The sequence below is a fragment of the Pedococcus sp. P5_B7 genome, from assembly GCF_054049895.1.
This window is the reverse complement of record NZ_JBFULM010000006.1, coordinates 95,051-115,172: the sequence shown is the minus strand read 5'-3', so window position 1 is coordinate 115,172 and position 20,122 is coordinate 95,051. Positions and strand designations below refer to the sequence as shown.

The window sequence follows — 20,122 nt, the reverse complement described above, 5'->3', positions numbered from 1 at the left end:
GGGTTAGGTTGGGTCATCGGCCGGGCAGTCGACGGTCGGTAGCAGTCGTTAGCCACTCTGAGGTCTTGAGGGAGCCGACATGACCGATCACGCCACCCCGGGTGACCACTCTGAGGAGCGCCGCCAGGCAGAGCTCCTCTCCGAGGAGGTCGCCGCCCTGCGCCAGCGCCTCGCCGACGCCCCGGTGCGGTCGCGCGAGCTCGAGACCAAGGTGCTCCAGCTCCAGTCCAACCTGGCCACGGTCTCGTCGCAGAACGAGCGGCTCGTGCGCACCCTCAAGGAGGCCCGCGAGCAGATCGTCACGCTGAAGTCCGAGGTCGACCGGCTGGCCCAGCCGCCGGCTGCCTACGGCGTGATCCTCGAGTCCTACGACGACGCCACGGTCGACATCCTCACCGGCGGACGCAAGATGCACGTGGCGGTGAGCCCGGCAGTCGACCCCGCCGAGCTGTCCCAGGGGCGCGAGGTGCGGCTCAACGAGGCGATGAACGTCGTGGCGACCTGCGGCTACGAGCGCATCGGCGAGGTGGTGATGATCAAGGAGCTCCTCGGCGAGGGCCGGGTGCTCGTGGTCGCGCACGCCGACGAGGAGCGCGTCGTGCGGATGGCCGAGTCGCTCGAGGGTGAGCCGATCCGCGTGGGCGACGCCCTCATGCTCGAGTCGCGCTCCGGGTTCGTCTACGAGCGGATCCCCAAGGCCGAGGTCTCCGAGCTGGTCCTCGAAGAAGTCCCCGACATCGACTACGAGGACATCGGCGGGCTGGCCGGCCAGATCGAGGCGATCCGCGATGCCGTGGAGCTGCCCTACCTCCACCCCGACCTGTTCACCGAGCACAAGCTCAAGCCGCCCAAGGGAGTCCTCCTCTACGGCCCGCCCGGGTGTGGCAAGACCCTGATCGCCAAGGCCGTGGCCGCATCGCTGGCCAGGAAGGTCGCCGAGAAGGAGGGCAAGCCGGTCGGCAAGTCGTTCTTCCTCAACATCAAGGGCCCCGAGCTGCTCAACAAGTACGTCGGCGAGACCGAGCGGCACATCCGGCTGATCTTCCAGCGGGCCCGCGAGAAGGCTTCCGACGGCACGCCCGTGGTGGTGTTCTTCGACGAGATGGACAGCCTGTTCCGCACCCGCGGCTCGGGGGTCTCCAGCGACGTCGAGACGACCATCGTGCCGCAGCTGCTGTCCGAGATCGACGGCGTCGAACGGCTCGAGAACGTCATCGTGATCGGCGCCTCCAACCGCGAGGACATGATCGACCCGGCGATCCTGCGCCCGGGCCGACTCGACGTGAAGATCAAGATCGAGCGCCCCGACGCCGAGAGCGCCCGCGACATCTTCACCAAGTACCTCGTCGCCGACCTGCCGCTGCACGAGCACGACCTGGCCGAGCACGGCGGGTCGCCGCAGGCCACCGTCGACGCCATGATCACCGCGACGGTCGAGCGGATGTACTCCGAGATCGAGGAGAACCGCTTCCTCGAGGTGACCTACGCCAACGGCGACAAGGAGGTCCTCTACTTCAAGGACTTCAACTCCGGGGCGATGATCCAGAACATCGTCGACCGGGCGAAGAAGATGGCGATCAAGGACTTCCTCACGATCGGGGCCAAGGGCATCCGGGTCGACCACCTGCTCGCCTCGTGCGTCGACGAGTTCAAGGAGAACGAGGACCTCCCCAACACCACCAACCCCGACGACTGGGCGCGGATCTCCGGGAAGAAGGGCGAGCGGATCGTCTACATCCGCACGCTCGTCACCGGCAAGAGCGGCACCGAGCCGGGTCGGTCGATCGACAACGTCGCGAACACGGGGCAGTACCTGTAGGGGAACGGGCAGTAGCCGTAGCCAAGGCTAACTTACTCTCGGTAACATAGCGGGTGTGGACCACCTGATGCGCGACCCTGCGCTGCTCGCCGTACCGTTCTTCGTCGTGTTCATCGGGCTGGAGCTGGTGGCCCTGCGCGTGCTGGAGACCGACGCCGACGCGCCGCGGGCAGATCACCGGGCGCCCCGCGTCGGCTACGCCAGCCAGGACTCGGTGGCCAGCCTGTCTATGGGGGTGGGCTCCGTCGTGGTGAACCTCGGTGCCCGAGCCCTGGCGCTGCTCGGCTACGCCGCCCTGTATGCCGTGACGCCCCTGCGCCTCGACCCGCACGACTGGTGGACCTGGGTCATCGCGCTGCTCTTCGTCGACCTGCTCTGGTACGCCTACCACCGCAGCAGCCACCGGATCCGGGTGCTGTGGGCGATGCACCAGGCCCACCACAGCAGCGTGCACTTCAACTACACGACGGCGTTGCGGCAGAAGTGGAACCCGTGGGGTGAGCTGCTGTTCTGGGTGCCACTGCCCCTGGTGGGCCTGCCGCCGTGGATGATCTTCTTCGTCTTCTCGCTCAACCTGACCTACCAGTTCTGGGTGCACACCGAGACGATCCCCAAGCTGTGGCGGCCGATCGAGCTGGTCTTCAACACGCCGTCGCACCACCGGGTGCACCACGCCAGCGACGCGGAGTACCTCGACCGCAACTACGGCGGCATCCTCATCGTGTGGGACCGGCTCTTCGGCACCTTCCGCGAGGAGCAGCGCCGCCCCACCTACGGCCTGACCCACCCGGTCTCGACCTTCAACCCGTTCCGGTTGCAGTACGCCGAGTTCGCCCTGATGGTCCGGCAGGTCAGGCAGGCGCGGCACTGGCGTGACCGGCTCGGCTACCTCTTCGCGCCACCGGGCTGGTCACCCGAGTCCTGAGTCACCCGAGTCCTGAGTCAACGGCGGGACGCCGCCCGATCGGCCCAGCGGGCCAGGCCCTCACCCGCGAAGCGGACGACCTCGACACTGCACCGCCACCCGATCAGGAAGAGCCCCAGCACGACCAGGGTGACCACCCCGAAGCTCCAGGCGAAGCCGCCTCCGGTCGCGACCCGCAGCACGAGACCCAGCACCACGGTCACCAGCCAGACGGACGTCGACCCGGGCATCCGGACCGGCCAGCCCGAGCCTCGGTGCGCAACCAGCCAGCCCACCAGCAGGGCCACCACGAACGGCCCGGCGACCCCGAGGACTCCTGCGACCGTGACGCCCTCCTCGTGGCTCAGCCGCCCGATCGTCGCGAAGAGCAGCACGAAGGCCAGGTCGACCACGAGGGCGACGAAGGCGACCACGGGTCGCACGCCGGTCGGCTCAGACATGGACCTTGTCGAACAAGCTGGCCTGCGGCGGGGCGTGGGTCGGATCCACCCCGTCGAAGAGGCTGCTGACCGACTCGCCCGCGTGGATCCGCTTGATCGCCTCGGCGAAGAGCTGCGCCACGGACCGCACCCGGAGCTCCGGCCAGTGGCCCGGCGCCGGCACGGTGTCGGTCGTGATGACCTCGCCGATCATCGGGTGGTCCCGGAGTCGCTCGACGGCCTTGCCGGCGAAGAGCCCGTGCGTGCAGGCGACATCGGCGCGGGTGCAGCCGAGGTCGGCCAACCGGTCGAGCAGCTCGACGATCGACCCACCGGTGGCGATCTCGTCGTCGAGGATGATGGCGCGCTTGCCGGTCACGTCACCGACGATCGAGTCGATGATGACCTGGTCGTCGGCCAGCCGCTGCTTCGACCCGGCCGCGACGGGCAGGCCCAGGAGCCGGGCGAACTGGGTGGCCGTCTTGGCGTTGCCCAGGTCGGGCGAGACGACCACGGAGTTCCGGAGGTCACCGCCACGGAAGTGGTCGGCCAGCACGCCGATCGCGGTGAGGTGGTCCACCGGCACCGAGAAGAACCCGTGCACCTGTGGGGCGTGCAGGGTCATGGTCAGCACGCGGTCCACGCCGGCTGCCACCAGCATGTCGGCGACCAGCCGGCCACCCAGCGAGATCCGCGAGGCGTCCTTCTTGTCGGAGCGCGCATACGCGTAGTGGGGGATGACCGCGGTGATCTGGGCCGCCGAGGCGCCTCGCGCCGCGTCGATCATGAGGAGCAGCTCCATCAGGTGCTCCTGGGTCGGGGGCACCAGCGGCTGCACGATGTAGACGTCGCGCTGTCGGCAGTTCGCCAGGAGCTGGGCCTGCAGGCAGTCGTTGCTGAAGCGCTTGATCTCGGCAGGGGAGAGGTCCACCCCGAGCGCCTCACAGATGCGATGGGCCAGGGCGCGGTGCGCGCTCCCGCTGAAGACCACGATGTCCCGCAATGGCACTCCTGGTGGATGGGTGGCCGGACTGGGTTTGGATCGTCGGACGGAAGGTCTGGGACGAGCCTAACCCGCGCGCCCGCGCTCTGGCGCGTCGGCGGCATACAGGTGTCTGCGCAGCTCGCCGACGAGCTCGGCCCGGTGCTGGGCCGAGGTGGGCACCATCCCCGGGATGGACACGAAACCGTGCGGCACGCGCACGTAGTTGGTCAGCCGGACCGGCACCCCCGCAGCCTGCATGGCATCGGCGTAGCGGATCCCGTCGTCACGCAGCGGGTCCAGGTCGGCGGTCTGGACCAGCGCCGGGGGCAGGCCCTGGAGGGTGCCGAAGAGCGGCGACAGCAGGGGGTCGCGCCAGTCCGACCCGGTCGGCGCGTAGAGCTCGCGGAAGGCCACGATGCTGGCCCGGGTGAGCAGCGGCGCGTGGGCGTTCGCGGCGATGGACGGCGACGCCAGGGTCATGTCGGTCGCGGGGTACAGCAGCGCCTGGTGGACGACCGGCGAGCCGCCGCGGTCGCGGAGCAGCTGGGCAGCCACGGCCGAGAGGTTGCCCCCGGCGCTGTCGCCACAGAGCGCGATCCGGCTGGTGTCGGCGCGCAGCTCGGCACCGTGGTCGGCCACCCAGGCGATGGCGTCGGTCACGTCGAAGGCCGCCGTGGGCGCCCGGTGCTCGGGCGCGAGCCGGTAGTCGACGCTCACGACGACGGCCCGCACCTGCGCTGCCAGGAGGGTGCACAGCGGGTCGTACATCACGACGTTGCCCCGCACGAAGCCACCGCCGTGCACGAAGACGACCACCGGCACGTCGACGTCGGTGTCGCGGACGGCTCGCGGGCGGTAGATCCGCAGCGGGAGATCGTAGGCGTCGCGGGTCTGCGCGGTGCCGTACGTGATGCCGACGGACCGGTCGACCCGACCGGTGACCCACGAGAACGGCGGGCGGTCCGGGGTGACCGCCCCACGGTCGGCCTGGATCTCCTCCAGGGTCTGCCGCTCGACCGGCTTGCGCAGCCCGCTGTCGAGGAGGGCGCTGATCAGCGCGGTCCGCGGGTAGAGGGCGAAGGGGGAGTGCCGCATGGTCCGTCACTCTCTCACCTAGGGTGAGCCCATGAGCGCGGGAGTGGCATGACCGTCCGCAGGGTGATGGGCATCGAGACCGAGTACGGCATCTCCGTGCCGGGCGACCCCGCTGCCAACCCCATGATCCTGTCGGGGCAGGTGGTCAACGCCTACGCGTCCGCGCAGGGCATCCGGGCCGCGCACGCCTCGTGGGACTACGCCGACGAGGCGCCCTTGCGCGACGCCCGCGGGTTCGAGATGGGTCGCGGTCTCGCCGACCCGAGCCAGCTGACCGACGAGGAGGACCCCACCCTCGCCAACGTCGTCCTCACCAACGGGGCACGCCTCTACGTGGACCACGCGCACCCCGAGTACTCCTCTCCGGAGGTGACCTCGCCGCGCGCTGCCGTCGCCTTCGACCGGGCCGGCGAGGCGATCATGGCCGAGTCAGTCCGACGGCTCTCCCACGTGCCGCCCGGGGTCAACCTCTACAAGAACAACACCGACGGCAAGGGCCAGTCCTACGGCACGCACGAGAACTACCTGATGCGCCGGGAGACGCCCTTCACCGACATCGTGCGCCACCTCGTGCCGTTCTTCGTCGCCCGACAGGTCGTCACCGGGTCGGGGCGGGTGGGCATCGGGGTGGACTCCCGAACCGCCGGCTACCAGCTGAGCCAGCGCAGTGACTTCTTCGAGGTCGAGGTGGGGCTCGAGACGACCCTCAAGCGGCCGATCATCAACACCCGCGACGAGCCGCACGCGGTGGCCGACCTCTACCGCCGGCTGCACGTCATCATCGGTGACGCCAACCATTGCGACGTCGCGAACCTGCTCAAGCTCGGCATGACGTCGTTGGTGCTGGCCATGATCGAGGACCGCGCCATCGACGTCGACCTGACTGTGGCCCGCCCGGTCGCGACCCTCCAGGCGGTCAGCCACGACCCCACGTGCCGCACGCTGCTGGAGCTGCGTGACGGCACGAAGCTCACCGCGGTGCAGCTGATGTGGCGCTACCACGGCCTGGCCGAGCGCTACCTGACGAACCGGTATGCCGGCGAGCTCGACGACGACACGGCCGAGGTCATGCGCTGGTGGGCCGTCATCCTCGACCGGCTGGAGCGGGACCCCATGGAGGCGTCCCGCGAGCTGGACTGGGTGGCCAAGCAGCAAGTGATGGAGGGCTACATCGAGCGCGACGGGCTCGACTGGTCCGACTCACGGCTGCGGGCGATCGACATCCAGTGGTCCGACGTGCGCCCCGACCGCGGGATCTTCCACAAGCTCCGGGCCGCCGGCCGGTTCGAGGAGCTGGTCACCGAGGAGGTCGTCCTGGAGGCCGTCCACGAGCCGCCGGCCGACACCAGGGCCTACTTCCGGGGCAAGTGCCTGGAGAAGTACCCCGACCAGATCGCGGCCGCGTCGTGGGACTCGGTCATCTTCGACATCCCCGGGCAGCCGTCCCTCCAGCGGGTGCCGATGCTCGAACCGTTGCGCGGCACCAAGGCCACGGTCGGACCCCTGCTCGACCGCAGTCCGGACGCAGCCACGTTGTTGCGTGAGTTGGCGTCCGCATCGGGATAGGTTGAGCGCAAGCCCCGCGAGTGAGAGGTCCCACCAATGCCCAGCCAAGAGCAGAGCCGGCCACAACGTCGCGACGACGCCCCCGACGAGGCGCCCGAGCCCACGCCCGCGGCGCCGGAGGCGACGGCCCGCAAGGAGAACCTCGACTCCGACATCGACAGCGTGCTCGACGAGATCGACGGCGTCCTCGAGTCCAACGCTGAGGAGTTCGTCCGCGGCTTCGTCCAGAAGGGCGGCCAGTGACCACTGGGTCCGACGCGGGCAAGCTCCCCGCGGCATACCTCGCGGCGGGGTCGTCCTCGTTCACCGAGTTCGTCGGCGCGCACGCCCCGTCCCTGCTGCCCTCGCGGCGGGTGCTGCCCCCGGGCAGCACCCTCGAGGCGCCGCACGGCACGACCATCGTCACCGCGACCTTCACCGGTGGCGTGGTGATGGCCGGTGACCGCCGGGCCACGATGGGCAACATCATCGCCAACCGCGACATGGAGAAGGTGTTCGCGGGCGACGAGTACTCCGCCGTCGGGATCGCCGGTACCGCTGGCATCGCCATCGAGCTGGTCAAGCTGTTCCAGGTCGAGCTCGAGCACTACGAGAAGATCGAGGGCACCCTGCTGTCGTTGGAGGGCAAGGCGAACCGCCTCGCCTCGATGATCAGGTCGAACCTCGGGATGGCCATGCAGGGCCTGTCCGTGGTGCCGCTGTTCGCCGGCTACGACCTCGACCGCCAGCTCGGGCGGATCTTCTCCTACGACGTCACGGGCGGGTGCTACGAGGAGCACGACCACCACAGCGTCGGCTCCGGTTCGCTGTTCGCGAGGGGCGCCCTCAAGAAGGTCTGGCACCCCGGCCTCACCGCCGACGAGGTGGTCAGCGTGGTCGTGGAGGCCCTCTACGACGCGGCCGACGACGACTCGGCGACCGGCGGCCCCGACGTGGGGCGCCGGATCTGGCCCACCGTCGCCGTGGTCGGTGTCGACGGCGTGCGCTTCGTGTCTGACGACGAGCTGCGCGAGGTGGTCGAGGCCGTCATCGCGGCACGACAGGGCAACCCGGGAGGTGCGCGATGACCAGCATGCCGTTCTACGTCTCGCCCGAGCAGCTCATGAAGGACCGAGCCGACTACGCCCGCAAGGGAATTGCCCGCGGCCGGTCCGTGGTCGTGCTCGGCTACGACAAGGGCATCGCCTTCGTCGCCGAGAACCCCTCGCGCGCCCTGCACAAGGTCTCCGAGATCTACGACCGCATCGCCTTCGCGGCGGTCGGCAAGTACAACGAGTTCGAGAACCTCCGGGTCGCGGGCGTCCGGTATGCCGACCTGCGCGGCTACTCCTACGACCGCACCGACGTGACCGCGCGCGGCCTGGCCAACGCCTACGCCCAGACGCTCGGCACGGTCTTCACCCAGGAGTCCAAGCCCTACGAGGTCGAGATCGTCGTGGCCGAGGTCGGCACCACCGCCGACGAGGACCAGATCTACCGCCTCACCTACGACGGCTCGGTGGCCGACGAGCTCGGCTTCGTGGCCATGGGTGGTGCCGCGGAGACGATCGAGACCGGGCTCAAGGACCGCTGGAGCCCCGGGCTCACCCTTGGCGACGCGCTCAGCCTGGCCGTCGGGCTGCTGGGGCAGGACCCGGTCGCGCCTGCCGCTGGCGCTCCGCGCACGCTCACCGCTGCCCAGCTCGAGGTGGCCGTGCTCGACCGGGAACGACCGCGCCGGACCTTCCGCCGGATCGGTGGCGGCCTGCTCGACGCGCTGCTCAGCACCGACGACCCGACCAGCGACGCCCCCGTCGAGGACGACCCGACCCCGGGCCGGCACGACACCCTCACCGGCGAGGGGTCGCCCCGCGACGACGCGAGCAACCCGCAGACCCAGCGCCCGGAGCAAGGGCCGCAGTAAAACGTCTCAGACGGGCAGCGTCTCGGCCAGCCAGGCCGCGGTGGCCGCCCACGCCTCCTGCGAGGCGCCGTCGTGGTGGAACACCGGCGACGGGTTGTCGAAGGCGTGCCCGGCCCCGGGATAGGTCAGGAACGTCACGTCGTCGTGGGCGGCCGTGACCGCCGCCTCGATCTCGCGCACGGTGTCCACCGGGATGTAGTCGTCGGCGAGGCCGAAGTGGTGCAGGCTGGGCGCGCTGACCTGCGGTGCAAGCCCGAGCAGGTTCGGCAGGGCCGAACCGTAGTAGCTCACGAGGGCGTCGGGGCCGGCTCCTGCAGCGGCGGTGACGGCAGCGACGTTGAAGGCCAGCCCGCCGCCGAAGCAGAACCCGAGCACGCCGACCGGTCCGTCCACCGACGGGAGGTCCTGGAGCGCGTCCAGGCTGGCGGCGCCGTCGCCGACGGCGGCCTCCCAGTCGACCTTGCCGACCAGCTCCATGGCTCGGGGCAGCCCGTCGACAGCCTCGCTGACGACCTCGTCCCCGACGCGCCAGTAGAGGTGCGGCACCAGCACGACGTAGCCGAGGTCGGCGAGGTCCTGGGCGCGACCACGGATGTAGTCGGTGACCCCGAAGATCTCCTGGAAGAGCACGACGCCGGGACCCGTGCCGGCCTCGGGCAGGTAGAGGTCGGCAGGGACCTCACCATCGGCGACGGAGACGGGGTGGCTCGTGAAGTCGCTGGCTGGGGTCATGCCCCCAACGTAGGCCGCGCGCGGTTCAGGCGCTCGGCGCGTCGGCGAAGCGCAGGTAGGGCTTCACGACCTCGACACCCTTGAAACGCGCCTGGGCGTCCTCGGTGGTGACGGTCGGGGCCACGATGATCCGCTCGCCGGCCTTCCAGTCGGCGGGGGTCGAGAACGGCCCGGAGTCGTTGACCTGGAGCGCGTCGAGGGCCCGCAGGATCTCGTCGAAGTTGCGGCCGGCGCTCTTGGGGTAGGTCAGCGACAGGCGCACCTTGCCGGCCGGGTCGATGAGGAACACCGAGCGGACCGGCGACGTGTCGCCGGCACCGGGGTGGATCATGTCGTAGAGCTCGGCGACCTCGCGGTCCTTGTCGGCCACGATCGGGTAGGTGACGGCAGCGCCGGACACCTCCTCGATGTCGGACTTCCACGCAGTGTGGTCCTCGAGGGCGTCCACGGAGACGGCCAGCACCTTGGTGTTGCGCGAGGCCCACTCGTCCTTGAGCTGCGCCACCCGCCCGAGCTCGGTGGTGCAGACGGGCGTGAAGTCGGCGGGGTGGCTGAACAGCACGGCCCAGCCGTCGCCCTTCCAGTCGTGGAAGGTGAGCTCGCCCTCGGTGGTCTGGGCGGTGAAGTCGGGGGCGTCGTCGCCCAGTCGCAGGGTGGCCATGACGGTCCTCTCGAAGGTAACGCGATGTTTGTCGTGACCAAACATGCCGTTATCGGCCCGAGGAATGGATGACCTGTCCGGATGTTGGTACATCCGCCAGCCCGACGATGGCGTCCGCCCAGCAGAGGTGGCCGGTGTACTGGAGGGTGTGCAAGGCGCTCAGCGTGGCGGGGTCGGTCCTAGCTCCGAGCGTCGGCGATGAGGGCGAGCTCGTCCGAGGGGGACAACCCGGCTTGCCGCGCCCGACCCGGCCCGGACGCGACCTCCCACGCGAGGGTGTCGGCCAAGGTCTGCTCGAGCGGTCGCGCGACGAGGCCCAGGGCCTCGGCCGCGCCGGTGCTGCGCGCCATGAACCCGGCATACTCCGGCAGCGGCAGCCACAGGGGGAGGCTGCGCTCCCCGGACCAGGGGGCGACCTCGTGGGCCGCCAGCCAGTCCTGGTCGACGGGCACGACGGCACCCCTGTGGCCGGCGACGGACCGGGCCGCTGCGAGGTGCTCGGCCAAGGGGATCGTCGGACCGCTCGCGTTGACCACGCCGACGGCCCGGGAGAGGCCAGCTGACACCAGCCACTGCGCGAGGTCCCGGACGTCCAGCACCTGGGTCAGCAGTGGGCTGTCGGGCACCAGCACCGCATCGTCAGGGCTGGCCGGGTGGGCAAACCGCACCGGCCAGTAGCCGGTGCGGTCGGTGTGGTCACCGGGCCCGGCGATCAGGCCCGAGCGAGCCACGAGGGCCCGTTCGCCCACGGCGTCGAGGACGAGTCGTTCACCCGCGACCTTGCGGGCACCGTAGGTCTCCCAGCCATCGTCGTCAGCCTCGTGGGCGGGCAGCAGCTCCGCGCTCTCGTCTGCGCCCGGAACCTCGCCACCGGCGTAGACCGAGGCGGACGAGACGAAGACCCAGGACGCGGCGCGGTCGCCGAGGGCTTCCAGCGCCCCGGCCACGTGGCTCGGCTGACGGGCGACGTCGATGACGACGTCCCAGTCGCGGCCGCGGACCTCGTCGTAGGCACGAGGGGCAGCGCGGTCCGCACGGACCACCTCGACGCCGTCCGGAGGCGCACCGGACTGGCCTCGGGCCAGGATCGTGACGTCCTGGCCCAGCGCCACGCCGGCGGCAGCGACCTCGCGGCCGAGCCAGGCGGTCCCGCCGAGGACGAGCAGCGACACGGGACTCAGGCCCGCGTGCCGGCCTTCTCGTCGACCTCGGCCTCGTCGTCCGCGTCGTCCTCGGCCTCGTCGTCCTCGTCGGTGTCGTCGTCCGCGACGTCGTCGAGGTCCTCGACCTGGTCGGCCCCGGCCTCGTCGACCCCGCCCTCGTCGACCCCGCCCTCGTCGACCAGCTCCGCCTCGTCCTCGTCGTCGATGTCCTCGACTGGCACCGCCGCCGCGGCGGCCGGCTCAGCCGGGGCGTCGTGGTGCTCGTCGAGTCCGTCGACCATCGCGGCCCCGCCGAGGGTCGCGAGCATCTGCCGGACGTTGCTCAGCTGCGCGGTGATGCTGTCCCGCCGCTGCGTCGCGGCGGACAGCTCACGCTCGGAGTCGCGACGGATGCGCTCGGCCTGCTCGCGGGCGGCGGCGACGAGGTGCTCGGCCTCCGCCTTGGCTGCCTCGAGGGCGCGCTGGCTCTCGGCCTGGGCCTCGGCGTGGGCCCGCTCGCTGTCGGCGGACAGGGTCGAGGCGCGGTCCTGCGCCTGGGTGAGGGCGTCCTGCTGGGCGGCCATCTGGGCCGAGAACTCGGCGGCGGCCTTGTCGCGCCGCTGGCCGAGGGTGGCCTCGAAGTCGGCGGCGGCCGAGGCGGCACGGGCCCGCTGGTGCTCGTAGAAGGCCTCGGCCTCCTCACGGCGGGCGGAAGCCTCGCGGTCGGCGTCGTCGAGGATCGCGTCAGCCTGCTGCTTGGCCTTCTCGACGACCTGGGTCGCCTGGGCATCGGCCTTGGTGCGGACGTCCTCGGCGTAGCGGTCTGCCTCGGCGCGGACGCGGTCGGCCTCGAGGGTGGTGGTGCCCTTGAGGGTCTCGGCGTCGGCCCGCGCGTTGGACCGGATCTCGTCGGCCTCCTCGTCGGCGAGGCCGAGGATGGTGCCGATCCGCTCGCCGAGGTTGGCGTAGGTGGGGGCGGCGGCCTTGCTCTGCTCCTCGCGGAGGCTGGCGAGCTCCTGGGCGGCGCCGGTCTGCTCGTCCTGGGCGCGGGCGAGCGAGGCTCGCAGCTCGGTGACCTCGACGGTGCGTTCGGCTGCCTCCTGGCGCGCCTGCTCGAGGGCACCCGCGTGCTCCGCACGCCACTGGTCGACCTGCGCCGGGTCGTAGCCGCGCAGGACGCTGCGGAAGGAGGTCGTGTCACTCATGGTCGTTCCGTTCTTCWTGGGGGATGGGGTCGGGGGTGTCTGGCGTGTCGGGGGTGTCGGGGCTCGCGGGGTCTGCGGACTTCTCGGGGACCGAGAGCGCGTTGATCACGCCCGACAGGTGGCCCAGCTGGGTCGTGATGTCCTGACGGCGGGAGGCGAGGGCGGCCACCTCGGACCGTGCGCGTTCGAGCATGGCACGCGCTTCGTCGCGCACCCGGTCCGCATCGGCCCGGGCCTGGGCGGTCGTGGTGACCAGCTCCTCGCGGGCCTGGCGGTGCGACTCGTGCGTCTCGCGCTGGAGGCGTTCGATCTCCTGGGCGGTCCGCTCCCGGACCATCCGCGCGGCCTTCTCGGCCTCCTCCAGCCGCCGCTCGGCGCGTTCGTCCGCCGCGCGCTCGGTCTCGGCGGCGGTCCAGCGCACCCGCTCGGCTTCGGCGGCCGCCGCGGCGGTGGTGCGTTCGGCCTGTGCCTGCGCGGCGGCCATCACGGCTTCGGCCTGGGCGCGGAGCCGGTCGGACTCCAGTTTGGCCGACTCGCGGTCAGAGCGGGCTCGGTGGGCCGTCTGGGCGAGGGCGGTCTGGATCAGCTGGCGCCGTGAGCGGACCCTGGCCGCCAGCTCGCGGTGGGTCTCCTTGCGCATCCGGCGCACCTCGGCGTCACCCTCGTCGAGGATGCGGCGCACCGTGTCCTGGCCCCACTTGAGGTGGTCCTCGGCCTGGGTCATGATCTCGCCGGCCTCGGCGTGGGCCCGGTCGAGGCGTTCCTGGGCATCCGTCCGGGCCTGTTCCAGCAGGGCGGCGGCCTTGGTGGCCGTCTCCTCCTCGTGGATCGCGGCGGCGCCGATCATGCGCTCGGCCTCGATCTGGGCGTCCTCGCGGTGCTGCGCCGCCGCTGCGGTGGCCTCCTCCAGCAAGGCGGCCCGCGCGGCCTGCTCCTGCTCGTCGCGCTCGGCGAAGTGGAGGTCCATCTTCTCGACACCCGCACGGAAGTCCGCGTCGCGCTCGGCTTCGTGCGCGGCATACCTCGCCATCGCGGCGTCGTAGTCCACCTGGGCGCTGCTGCGTAGGGACTCCGCGCGCGCGGTGGCCTCCTCGAGGAGGGCCGCTGCCTCGGCGCGCGCGGAGGTGACCGCCTCGTCGCTCGTGCGGCTCGCCGACTCGTTGAGCATCGAGGCCTGCTCGGCGGCGTCGGCGACGAGCGACTCCGCCTCGCGGGTCGCGTCCGCCAGCGCGCGCCCGGCCTGCTCGCGGTCGCGCACCGCGTCGGCGTGCTGGCGCTGGGCGTCGTCGAGCAGCGACTGGACCTCGTCGCGGATGCGGGAGGCGTCAGCTCGTGCGGCGGCCAGGACCTCGTCGGTCTCGGCTCGCATGGCGTCGGCATAGGCCTGTGCGCGTTCGAGGATGGACTGGGTGTGCCGCGTCAGGTCGCCCACCTGGGTGGTGGTCGAGCCTGGGCTACGGCTTCCCCCGTCCGCTGCGTGGGCGTCGGGCATGGCGCCCATGATTCCACGGTGCGTCAACCTCGCGGACCAGAGGCTGGTAAAGCCTAGAGTGGGATCATGGACCGGCGGATCTTCGGGATCGAGAACGAGTACGGCATCACGTGCACGTTCGAGGGGCAGCGACGGCTGACCCCCGACGAGGTGGCCCGATATCTCTTCCGCAAGGTGGTCTCGTGGGGCCGCTCGTCCAACGTGTTCCTCTCCAACGGCAGCAGGCTCTACCTCGACGTCGGCTCCCACCCCGAGTACGCCACCCCTGAGTGCGACCACGTCCGCCAGCTCGTGGTCCACGACAAGGCGGGGGAGCGGATCATCGAGGGCCTGGTGGCCGACGCCCAGGAGCGGCTCGCGGAGGAGGGCATCGAGGGCGAGATCTATGTCTTCAAGAACAACACCGACTCGGCCGGCAACTCCTACGGCTGCCACGAGAACTTCCTCGTGGGCCGGGCCGGGGAGTTCCAGCAGCTGTCGGACGTGCTCATCCCGTTCCTGGTCAGCCGCCAGATCACCTGTGGCGCGGGCAAGGTCGTCACCACCTCCAAGGGCGCCACCTACTGCGTGAGCCAGCGGGCCGACCACATCTGGGAGGGCGTCTCGTCGGCGACCACCCGCAGCCGTCCGATCATCAACACCCGCGACGAGCCCCATGCCGACGCCGAGCGCTACCGCCGGCTCCACGTGATCGTCGGCGACTCGAACATGAGCGAGACGACCACCATGCTCAAGGTCGGGTCGGCCGACCTCGTGCTGCGGATGATCGAGGCCGGCATGGTGGTGCGCGACCTCACGCTGGAGAACCCCATCCGGGCGATCCGCGAGATGAGCCACGACATGACCGGCCGCAAGACCGTCCGCCTCAGCAACGGCCGGGAGCTGTCCGCGCTGCAGATCCAGTCCGAGTACYTCGAACGCGCCCAGGCCTTCGCCGACCGGGAGGGCCTCGAGGACCCGATCCACAAGCAGGTCCTCGACCTGTGGGAGCGCACCATCCACGCGGTCGACACCGGTGACCTGTCCCTGGTCGACACCGAGATCGACTGGGTGATCAAGCACAAGCTCATCACCGGCTACATGGCCAAGCACGACCTGCCGATGGAGCACGCCCGGATCGCCCAGCTCGACCTCGCCTACCACGACGTCAACCGCGAGCGCGGCGTGTTCTACCTGCTCCAGAAGCACGGTCGGGCAGCGCGCATCACCACCGACCCGGAAGTCTTCGAGGCCAAGACGGTGCCGCCGCAGACCACTCGGGCCAAGCTGCGGGGCGACTTCATCAAGGCCGCGCAGGAGCACCGACGCGACTTCACCGTCGACTGGGTGCACCTCAAGCTCAACGACCAGGCCCAGCGCACGGTGCTCTGCAAGGACCCCTTCGCTGCCGTGGACGCCCGCGTCGACCGGCTCATCGAGGGCATGCGCGGCTGAGTCCGCGGATCGGTGGGCCGGGTGGCCGGCACAGCGGGACGAATCGGGCTTTGCCAGCCGTGAAGGTTATGGTGGGCGCTGGTTCCCCGCCCCCAGCGAAAGTCCTTCACCGTGCATCTGCGACGTTTTCCTGCCCTCACTGCCGCCGCTCTGGCGGCAGCCCTGGCGCTCACCGGCTGCGGTGACACCAAGGAGACCAAGGGCTCCGCGCTCGACAAGATCACGGTGACCGGGGGGAGCGACACCACCGCCCCGACCGTGACGGTCAACCCCAAGCCGCTCACGGTGGCCGAGACAACCACCAAGGTCGTCAAGGCCGGCACCGGCGCGACGGTCAAGGGAGACGAGATCGTCAGCCTCAAGTACGTCCTGGTCAATGGCAACGACTCCTCGGTGCTGGACAGCAACTTCGGCAAGCAGAACCTCGGCCTCAACCTCGGCGCCAGCGACCTGCTGCCCGGCCTCAAGAAGGGCCTGCTGAACCAGAGGATCGGTTCGCGCGTGCTGGTGGCCATGCCGCCCAAGGACGCGTTCGGCACGCAGGGCAACGCGGAGATCAAGGTCGGGGGCACCGACACGGTCGTGTTCCTCATGGACGTGCTGGCGGCGACCAAGCCGCTGGCCTCCGCCGAGGGCAAGGAGGTCGCGCCGGCGAAGGGTCTGCCCACGGTGAAGGTGGAGACCGGCAAGGCCGCCACCATCACCATCCCCACGGGCGCCAAGCCGCCGACCAAGACCGTCGGCCAGGCCCTGATCGAGGGCTCCGGCGCCACGGTGCAGGCCGGGCAGACCATCCGCGTGACCTACACCGGTGCGCTCTGGAAGGACGGGTCCATCTTCGACTCCTCCGCCAACAGCCCCACCAAGTACTTCGAGACCGTGATCGGCAAGCAGCAGGTCATCAAGGCCTGGGACGCACAGCTCGTCGGCAAGACCGTCGGCAGCCGCGTCCTCATGGTGGTCCCGCCGGCCGACGGCTACGGCGCCGCAGGGAGCCCCCCGAAGATCAAGGGCACGGACACCCTCGTGTTCGTCGTCGACATCCTCGCGGCCTACTGACCCGCCCAGCTCCACCTGAACCACCCCCAGCCCGACCATCCCCCTGCGAAGGAGCAACCCCATGGGTTTCGACCCCAACACCACCAAGCCCGAGATCGACTTCCCCGGCGACGCGGCCCCTGCGGAGCTGATCATCGAGGACCTCACCGAGGGTGACGGCCAGGAGGCCGGAGCCGGCGACACCATCTCGGCGCACTACGTCGGGGTCGCCCACTCGACCGGCGAGGAGTTCGACGCCTCGTGGAACCGCGGCGCGCCGCTGGACTTCCGGCTCGGCGTCGGCCAGGTCATCCGTGGCTGGGACGACGGCATCGTCGGCATGAAGGTCGGCGGCCGTCGCAAGCTGGTCATCCCCCCGCACCTGGGCTACGGCGACCGTGGCGCCGGCGGCGCGATCAAGCCGGGCGAGACCCTGATCTTCGTGGTCGACCTCGTGGACGTGCGCTGAGCAGACCGGTCCGCCCGGAGCTGGACCCGACAACGTTGCGCTTCACCCGAGTTCGGTTCTCGGGTGAAGCGCAACGTTGTCCCTACACCCGATAAAGGTGAGCGGCGTGGCGCCCGGCTGCTGCGCTGTAGAGGAAGGCCGCGTGGTCCTCGTCGAGGGAGCGACCCATGGTCGACAGCCGCACCGGCACGGCCCGCAGGGCAGCGTCGAGACCGTCGGCGTCGACTTCCCGCACGGTCAGCGCGCCCTGGGCACTTCGCACCATGGCGTGCGCCTGCTCGGCGACGAGCAGCCCGAACTCCGACCGGTCCGTGGGCAGCGGGACGTCCGCCGCCACGAGGCAGATCCGGCCGTAGGCCGTGGTGCTGTGGTGGGAGATCCCGCGGTGCCGCTCACGGGCGTCGGCGTCCGACACCCGCAGCGCCGCGACCCCTCGGCCGCCGAGCGTGCTGACGGCGTTGAGCGCCTCGCCTGCGGCGACTCCGGTGTAGCCCCAGGCGGTGCCGGTGCCGACGTTGCCCGGACCCTGGATGACGACCGCGATGTCGGCGGCGAGCACGTGCTTCGCCGCGAGCAGCCCGGAGTGCAAGGTCACCGCCTCGTACTGGCCGCCGTAGGCCTGGCCCACCGTCACGGTGCCGGCCAGCCAGCCCTCGTCGGTCAGCGTCGCGACGTTCCGCGAGAAGGCGAGTGGCAGGGCGCCCCCGTCCGTCATGAGGTAGACCACCCGGGCGTGCGGGCGGTCGAGCCGGATCCCGGCGAGCACGGCCGGCAGGGCGGAGTGCAGGTCGGCGACGACAACGGGCATGCCCAGCAGGTCACCGGAGGCGGCCAGCGGCCCGGTCATGACGTCGTGGTGCGGGCTGTCCTGCTCGTCCACCGCCATGAACATCTGCTGCTGCGGGGTGTACCTCGCCTTGACGATGTGCCCCCCGGTCGCCTCGGGGTCCACCGGCAGCCGGTCGGGCGCGGCCACGATGAAGGCCAAGCCCCCGGTGCCGAGCCCCCGGAGCAGCGCGGAGGCGTTGAGCAGCACCCGGTCACCGACCTGCGGCTCACCGACCAGGGCGGTGTAGGCGAGCGCCCGGACGAGCTCGGCTCCGTCATGGTCGTCAGGGTGAGCACCGCCCAGCCGCACGGCATACTCCACGGCGCCCGGCCACCGGCCACGCACCTGCTCGACCGTTCCCTCGCGCCACTGCATCACGACACGCAGACTAGCCACGAGGGGCGGGTCCCACTCGGGTAGCGTCGGGCGGGTGAGTTCCCCCACCGGTCCGGCGGCCAAGACCGAGCGCCTGCTCAACCTCGTGCTCTGCCTGCTCTACACCCGCCGCCCCCTGCCCAAGTCGCGGATCCGTGCCGTCGTCCCGCAGTACGGCGACGCCACCAGCGACGAGGCCTTCGACCGGATGTTCGAGCGCGACAAGGACGAGCTGCGCGAGCTCGGCATCCCGCTCGTCACCGAGGACATCGGCGGGGCGTGGGACGACGAGGTGGGCTACCGGATCGACCAGCGTGAGTACGCCCTCCCGGACATCTCCTTCGAGGCCGACGAGCTGGCCGTGCTGGGGTTGGCGAGCCGCACGTGGGCGCACGCCTCGCTGGCCGGTCCCGCGGCCCAGGCGCTGCGCAAGCTCAAGGCGGCCGGCATCGAACGTGACGGTGACTCGCTCATCGGCATCGAGCCCCGCCTCGGCACCAGCGAGCCGGCCTTCGAGCCGGTCAAGAACGCCGTCGTCGGGCAGCGCACGATCTCCTTCGGCTACCGCACTGGTGGCGAGGGCGCGGTGATGACCCGCGTCGTGCAGCCCTGGGGGCTCGCGTCGTGGCACGGTCGCTGGTACCTCACGGGTTTCGACCTGGACCGCGATGCGGCGAGGGTCTTCCGGCTGTCGCGCATCGACGGCGACGTCACCGAGGTCAGGCAGGCGCAGCCGTATGCCGTGCCCGCCGACCACCGCGCGCAGGAGATGATCAGCACCTCCGTGGGTGAGCAGCAGACCCGCGACGCGGTCGTCCGGGTCCGTGCCGACCGGGGCAACACGTTGCGTCGCCGGGCCACGAGCACGACCGACCTGGGGGAGTGGAGCGAGCTGGTGGTGCCGTTCGGCGACGACGACGCGCTGGCCGACGAGGTGTCTGGCTACGGCGCTGACGTCGTCGTCACGTCTCCGCCGGAGGTGCGCGAGCTGGTGGTCCAGCGACTGCGTGGCGCGCTGGCCGCGCACTCGGGCGGTGCGGCATGACGCCGCCTCCCAAGAGGGCCAGGACCCTCCCGGAGACGGCCACCGACCGGCTGGCCCGGCTCCTGACGATGGTGCCGTGGCTCGTCGCCCGGCAGGGGATCGACCTCGACCAGGCAGCCGCCGAGCTCGGTATCACGGTCGAGCAGCTCGAGACCGACCTGCGCCTGCTCTACCTCTGTGGCTACGGGCAGATGCCCGACGAGCTGATCGACGCCCAGTGGGAGAACGGCAGGGTCTTCGTCACCAACGCTGACACCATCGCGCGGCCGCTGCGGCTCGGTCGCGACGAAGCCCTGACCCTCATGGTGGGACTGCGTGCGCTGGCCTCGGTCCCCGGCCTGGGGGAGCGGGACGCCATCGAGCGGGCGATGGCCAAGCTCGAGCAGGCCACCGGCGCGAGCGCCGAGGCCGCAGCCCGCGTCGAGGTGTCGATCAACGAGGGGGTCGAGGCTGACCTGCTGGCCGACGCCCGCCGTGCGGTCGAGGGGCATCGCCGGGTGCACCTGCGCTACCTCGTGCCGAGCCGCGACGAGGCCACCGAGCGTGACGTCGACCCCATGCGCGTGGTGAACCTCGACTCGCGCTGGTACCTCGAGGGGTGGTGCCACCTCGCCCAGGACACCCGCACCTTCCGCATGGACCGGATCGCCCGCCTCGAGGTGCTCGACGAGGACGGCACTCCACCGCCCGATGCCCAGCTGCGGGACCTCGACCTGGGGGCCTTCACCCCCCGTCCGGACGACACCCCCGTCACCCTGCGACTGCAGCCGGGGGCCACCTGGGTCAGTGACTACTACCCGGTGGACTCGGTGCAGACCGAGCCCGACGGGTCGCAGACCGTCACCCTGCGCACGGCCGACACCCTCTGGCTCCGTCGGCTGGTCTGGCGGCTCGGCGGCCGCGGCACGGTCCTCGCCCCGGCCGACGTGGCGGCCTCCGTGCGCGAGGGCGCACAGGAGGCCCTGCAGGCCTACGAGTAGGGTCGTCC

General features: G+C 71.0%; 20 protein-coding genes. 11 read left to right on the top strand and 9 right to left on the bottom strand.

Annotation, left to right across the window (positions count from 1 at the left end; genetic code table 11):
* Window positions 1-79 precede the first annotated feature (79 nt).
* Window positions 80-1,819 carry a proteasome ATPase gene (gene arc / locus ACXJKD_RS14385; RefSeq protein ID WP_457255302.1) on the top strand — a complete coding sequence of 580 codons (1,740 nt, stop codon included), beginning with the start codon at window positions 80-82 and terminating at the stop codon, window positions 1,817-1,819.
* 55 nt (window positions 1,820-1,874) lie between these two features.
* On the top strand, window positions 1,875-2,744 hold the full coding sequence (locus ACXJKD_RS14380; protein ID WP_457255301.1) for a sterol desaturase family protein: 870 nt from the start codon (window positions 1,875-1,877) through the stop codon (window positions 2,742-2,744).
* 17 nt (window positions 2,745-2,761) lie between these two features.
* On the opposite strand, the gene ACXJKD_RS14375 is transcribed toward ACXJKD_RS14380, so the two are convergent.
* From ACXJKD_RS14375 to ACXJKD_RS14365, 3 genes are all read right to left on the bottom strand, one after another.
* Window positions 2,762-3,184 (bottom strand): DUF3054 domain-containing protein, encoded by a 423-nt coding sequence (locus tag ACXJKD_RS14375; RefSeq protein WP_457255300.1) that lies wholly within the window; start codon window positions 3,182-3,184, stop codon window positions 2,762-2,764.
* Complete coding sequence (locus tag ACXJKD_RS14370) at window positions 3,177-4,166, bottom strand: ribose-phosphate diphosphokinase (protein WP_457255299.1); 990 nt, start codon at window positions 4,164-4,166, stop codon at window positions 3,177-3,179. The genes ACXJKD_RS14375 and ACXJKD_RS14370 overlap by 8 nt, the downstream gene beginning before the upstream one ends.
* A gap of 66 nt (window positions 4,167-4,232) precedes the next feature.
* Window positions 4,233-5,243, bottom strand: coding sequence for an alpha/beta hydrolase (locus ACXJKD_RS14365; RefSeq protein ID WP_457255298.1), 1,011 nt, complete (start codon window positions 5,241-5,243; stop codon window positions 4,233-4,235).
* Between the two features lie 48 nt (window positions 5,244-5,291).
* Between ACXJKD_RS14365 and dop the strand changes: the two genes are divergently transcribed.
* Genes dop through prcA form a run of 4 tightly spaced genes read left to right on the top strand, consistent with a single transcriptional unit; the run spans window position 5,292 to window position 8,712 of the window.
* Window positions 5,292-6,809, top strand: a complete 1,518-nt coding sequence (dop, locus tag ACXJKD_RS14360; RefSeq protein WP_457255297.1) for a depupylase/deamidase Dop — start codon at window positions 5,292-5,294, stop codon at window positions 6,807-6,809.
* Window positions 6,810-6,845: 36 nt separating this feature from the next.
* Entirely contained in the window at window positions 6,846-7,052 is a 207-nt protein-coding gene (locus ACXJKD_RS14355) for a ubiquitin-like protein Pup (RefSeq protein WP_056914404.1), read from the top strand.
* Window positions 7,049-7,876: a proteasome subunit beta gene (gene prcB, locus ACXJKD_RS14350; RefSeq protein WP_457255296.1), complete on the top strand. Its 828-nt coding sequence runs from the start codon at window positions 7,049-7,051 to the stop codon at window positions 7,874-7,876. Before ACXJKD_RS14355 ends, prcB begins: the two co-directional genes overlap by 4 nt.
* The gene (prcA, locus tag ACXJKD_RS14345) at window positions 7,873-8,712 is read left to right on the top strand and encodes a proteasome subunit alpha (protein WP_457255295.1); all 840 of its coding nucleotides are present in this window, start codon (window positions 7,873-7,875) and stop codon (window positions 8,710-8,712) included. The genes prcB and prcA overlap by 4 nt, the downstream gene beginning before the upstream one ends.
* 6 nt (window positions 8,713-8,718) lie before the next feature.
* On the opposite strand, the gene ACXJKD_RS14340 is transcribed toward prcA, so the two are convergent.
* The 5 genes from ACXJKD_RS14340 to ACXJKD_RS14320 all read right to left on the bottom strand — a co-directional run bounded on the left by ACXJKD_RS14340 (window position 8,719) and on the right by ACXJKD_RS14320 (window position 13,953).
* Window positions 8,719-9,444, bottom strand: coding sequence for a dienelactone hydrolase family protein (locus ACXJKD_RS14340; RefSeq protein ID WP_457255294.1), 726 nt, complete (start codon window positions 9,442-9,444; stop codon window positions 8,719-8,721).
* 25 nt (window positions 9,445-9,469) lie between these two features.
* Window positions 9,470-10,105 (bottom strand): peroxiredoxin, encoded by a 636-nt coding sequence (locus tag ACXJKD_RS14335; RefSeq protein WP_457255293.1) that lies wholly within the window; start codon window positions 10,103-10,105, stop codon window positions 9,470-9,472.
* A gap of 179 nt (window positions 10,106-10,284) precedes the next feature.
* The gene (locus ACXJKD_RS14330) at window positions 10,285-11,277 is read right to left on the bottom strand and encodes an NAD-dependent epimerase/dehydratase family protein (protein WP_457255292.1); all 993 of its coding nucleotides are present in this window, start codon (window positions 11,275-11,277) and stop codon (window positions 10,285-10,287) included.
* A gap of 5 nt (window positions 11,278-11,282) precedes the next feature.
* On the bottom strand, window positions 11,283-12,452 hold the full coding sequence (locus tag ACXJKD_RS14325; protein WP_457255291.1) for a hypothetical protein: 1,170 nt from the start codon (window positions 12,450-12,452) through the stop codon (window positions 11,283-11,285).
* Complete coding sequence (locus tag ACXJKD_RS14320) at window positions 12,445-13,953, bottom strand: hypothetical protein (protein WP_457255290.1); 1,509 nt, start codon at window positions 13,951-13,953, stop codon at window positions 12,445-12,447. The genes ACXJKD_RS14325 and ACXJKD_RS14320 overlap by 8 nt, the downstream gene beginning before the upstream one ends.
* 57 nt (window positions 13,954-14,010) lie before the next feature.
* On the opposite strand from ACXJKD_RS14320, the gene pafA reads away from it, so the two are divergent.
* From pafA to ACXJKD_RS14305, 3 genes are all read left to right on the top strand, one after another.
* Window positions 14,011-15,378: a Pup--protein ligase gene (gene pafA / locus ACXJKD_RS14315; protein ID WP_457255289.1), complete on the top strand. Its 1,368-nt coding sequence runs from the start codon at window positions 14,011-14,013 to the stop codon at window positions 15,376-15,378.
* A gap of 111 nt (window positions 15,379-15,489) precedes the next feature.
* On the top strand, window positions 15,490-16,437 hold the full coding sequence (locus tag ACXJKD_RS14310; protein ID WP_457255288.1) for an FKBP-type peptidyl-prolyl cis-trans isomerase: 948 nt from the start codon (window positions 15,490-15,492) through the stop codon (window positions 16,435-16,437).
* Window positions 16,438-16,498: 61 nt separating this feature from the next.
* Window positions 16,499-16,885 carry an FKBP-type peptidyl-prolyl cis-trans isomerase gene (locus ACXJKD_RS14305; RefSeq protein ID WP_457255287.1) on the top strand — a complete coding sequence of 129 codons (387 nt, stop codon included), beginning with the start codon at window positions 16,499-16,501 and terminating at the stop codon, window positions 16,883-16,885.
* 82 nt (window positions 16,886-16,967) lie between these two features.
* Here the strand turns inward: ACXJKD_RS14305 and ACXJKD_RS14300 are convergent, their stop codons facing one another.
* Window positions 16,968-18,089, bottom strand: coding sequence for a DUF3866 family protein (locus ACXJKD_RS14300; protein WP_457255599.1), 1,122 nt, complete (start codon window positions 18,087-18,089; stop codon window positions 16,968-16,970).
* A gap of 55 nt (window positions 18,090-18,144) precedes the next feature.
* Between ACXJKD_RS14300 and ACXJKD_RS14295 the strand changes: the two genes are divergently transcribed.
* Together ACXJKD_RS14295 and ACXJKD_RS14290 are read left to right on the top strand one after the other, a co-directional pair.
* Entirely contained in the window at window positions 18,145-19,134 is a 990-nt protein-coding gene (locus tag ACXJKD_RS14295) for a helix-turn-helix transcriptional regulator (RefSeq protein WP_457255286.1), read from the top strand.
* Entirely contained in the window at window positions 19,131-20,114 is a 984-nt protein-coding gene (locus ACXJKD_RS14290) for a helix-turn-helix transcriptional regulator (RefSeq protein WP_457255285.1), read from the top strand. Before ACXJKD_RS14295 ends, ACXJKD_RS14290 begins: the two co-directional genes overlap by 4 nt.
* Window positions 20,115-20,122 lie beyond the last annotated feature (8 nt).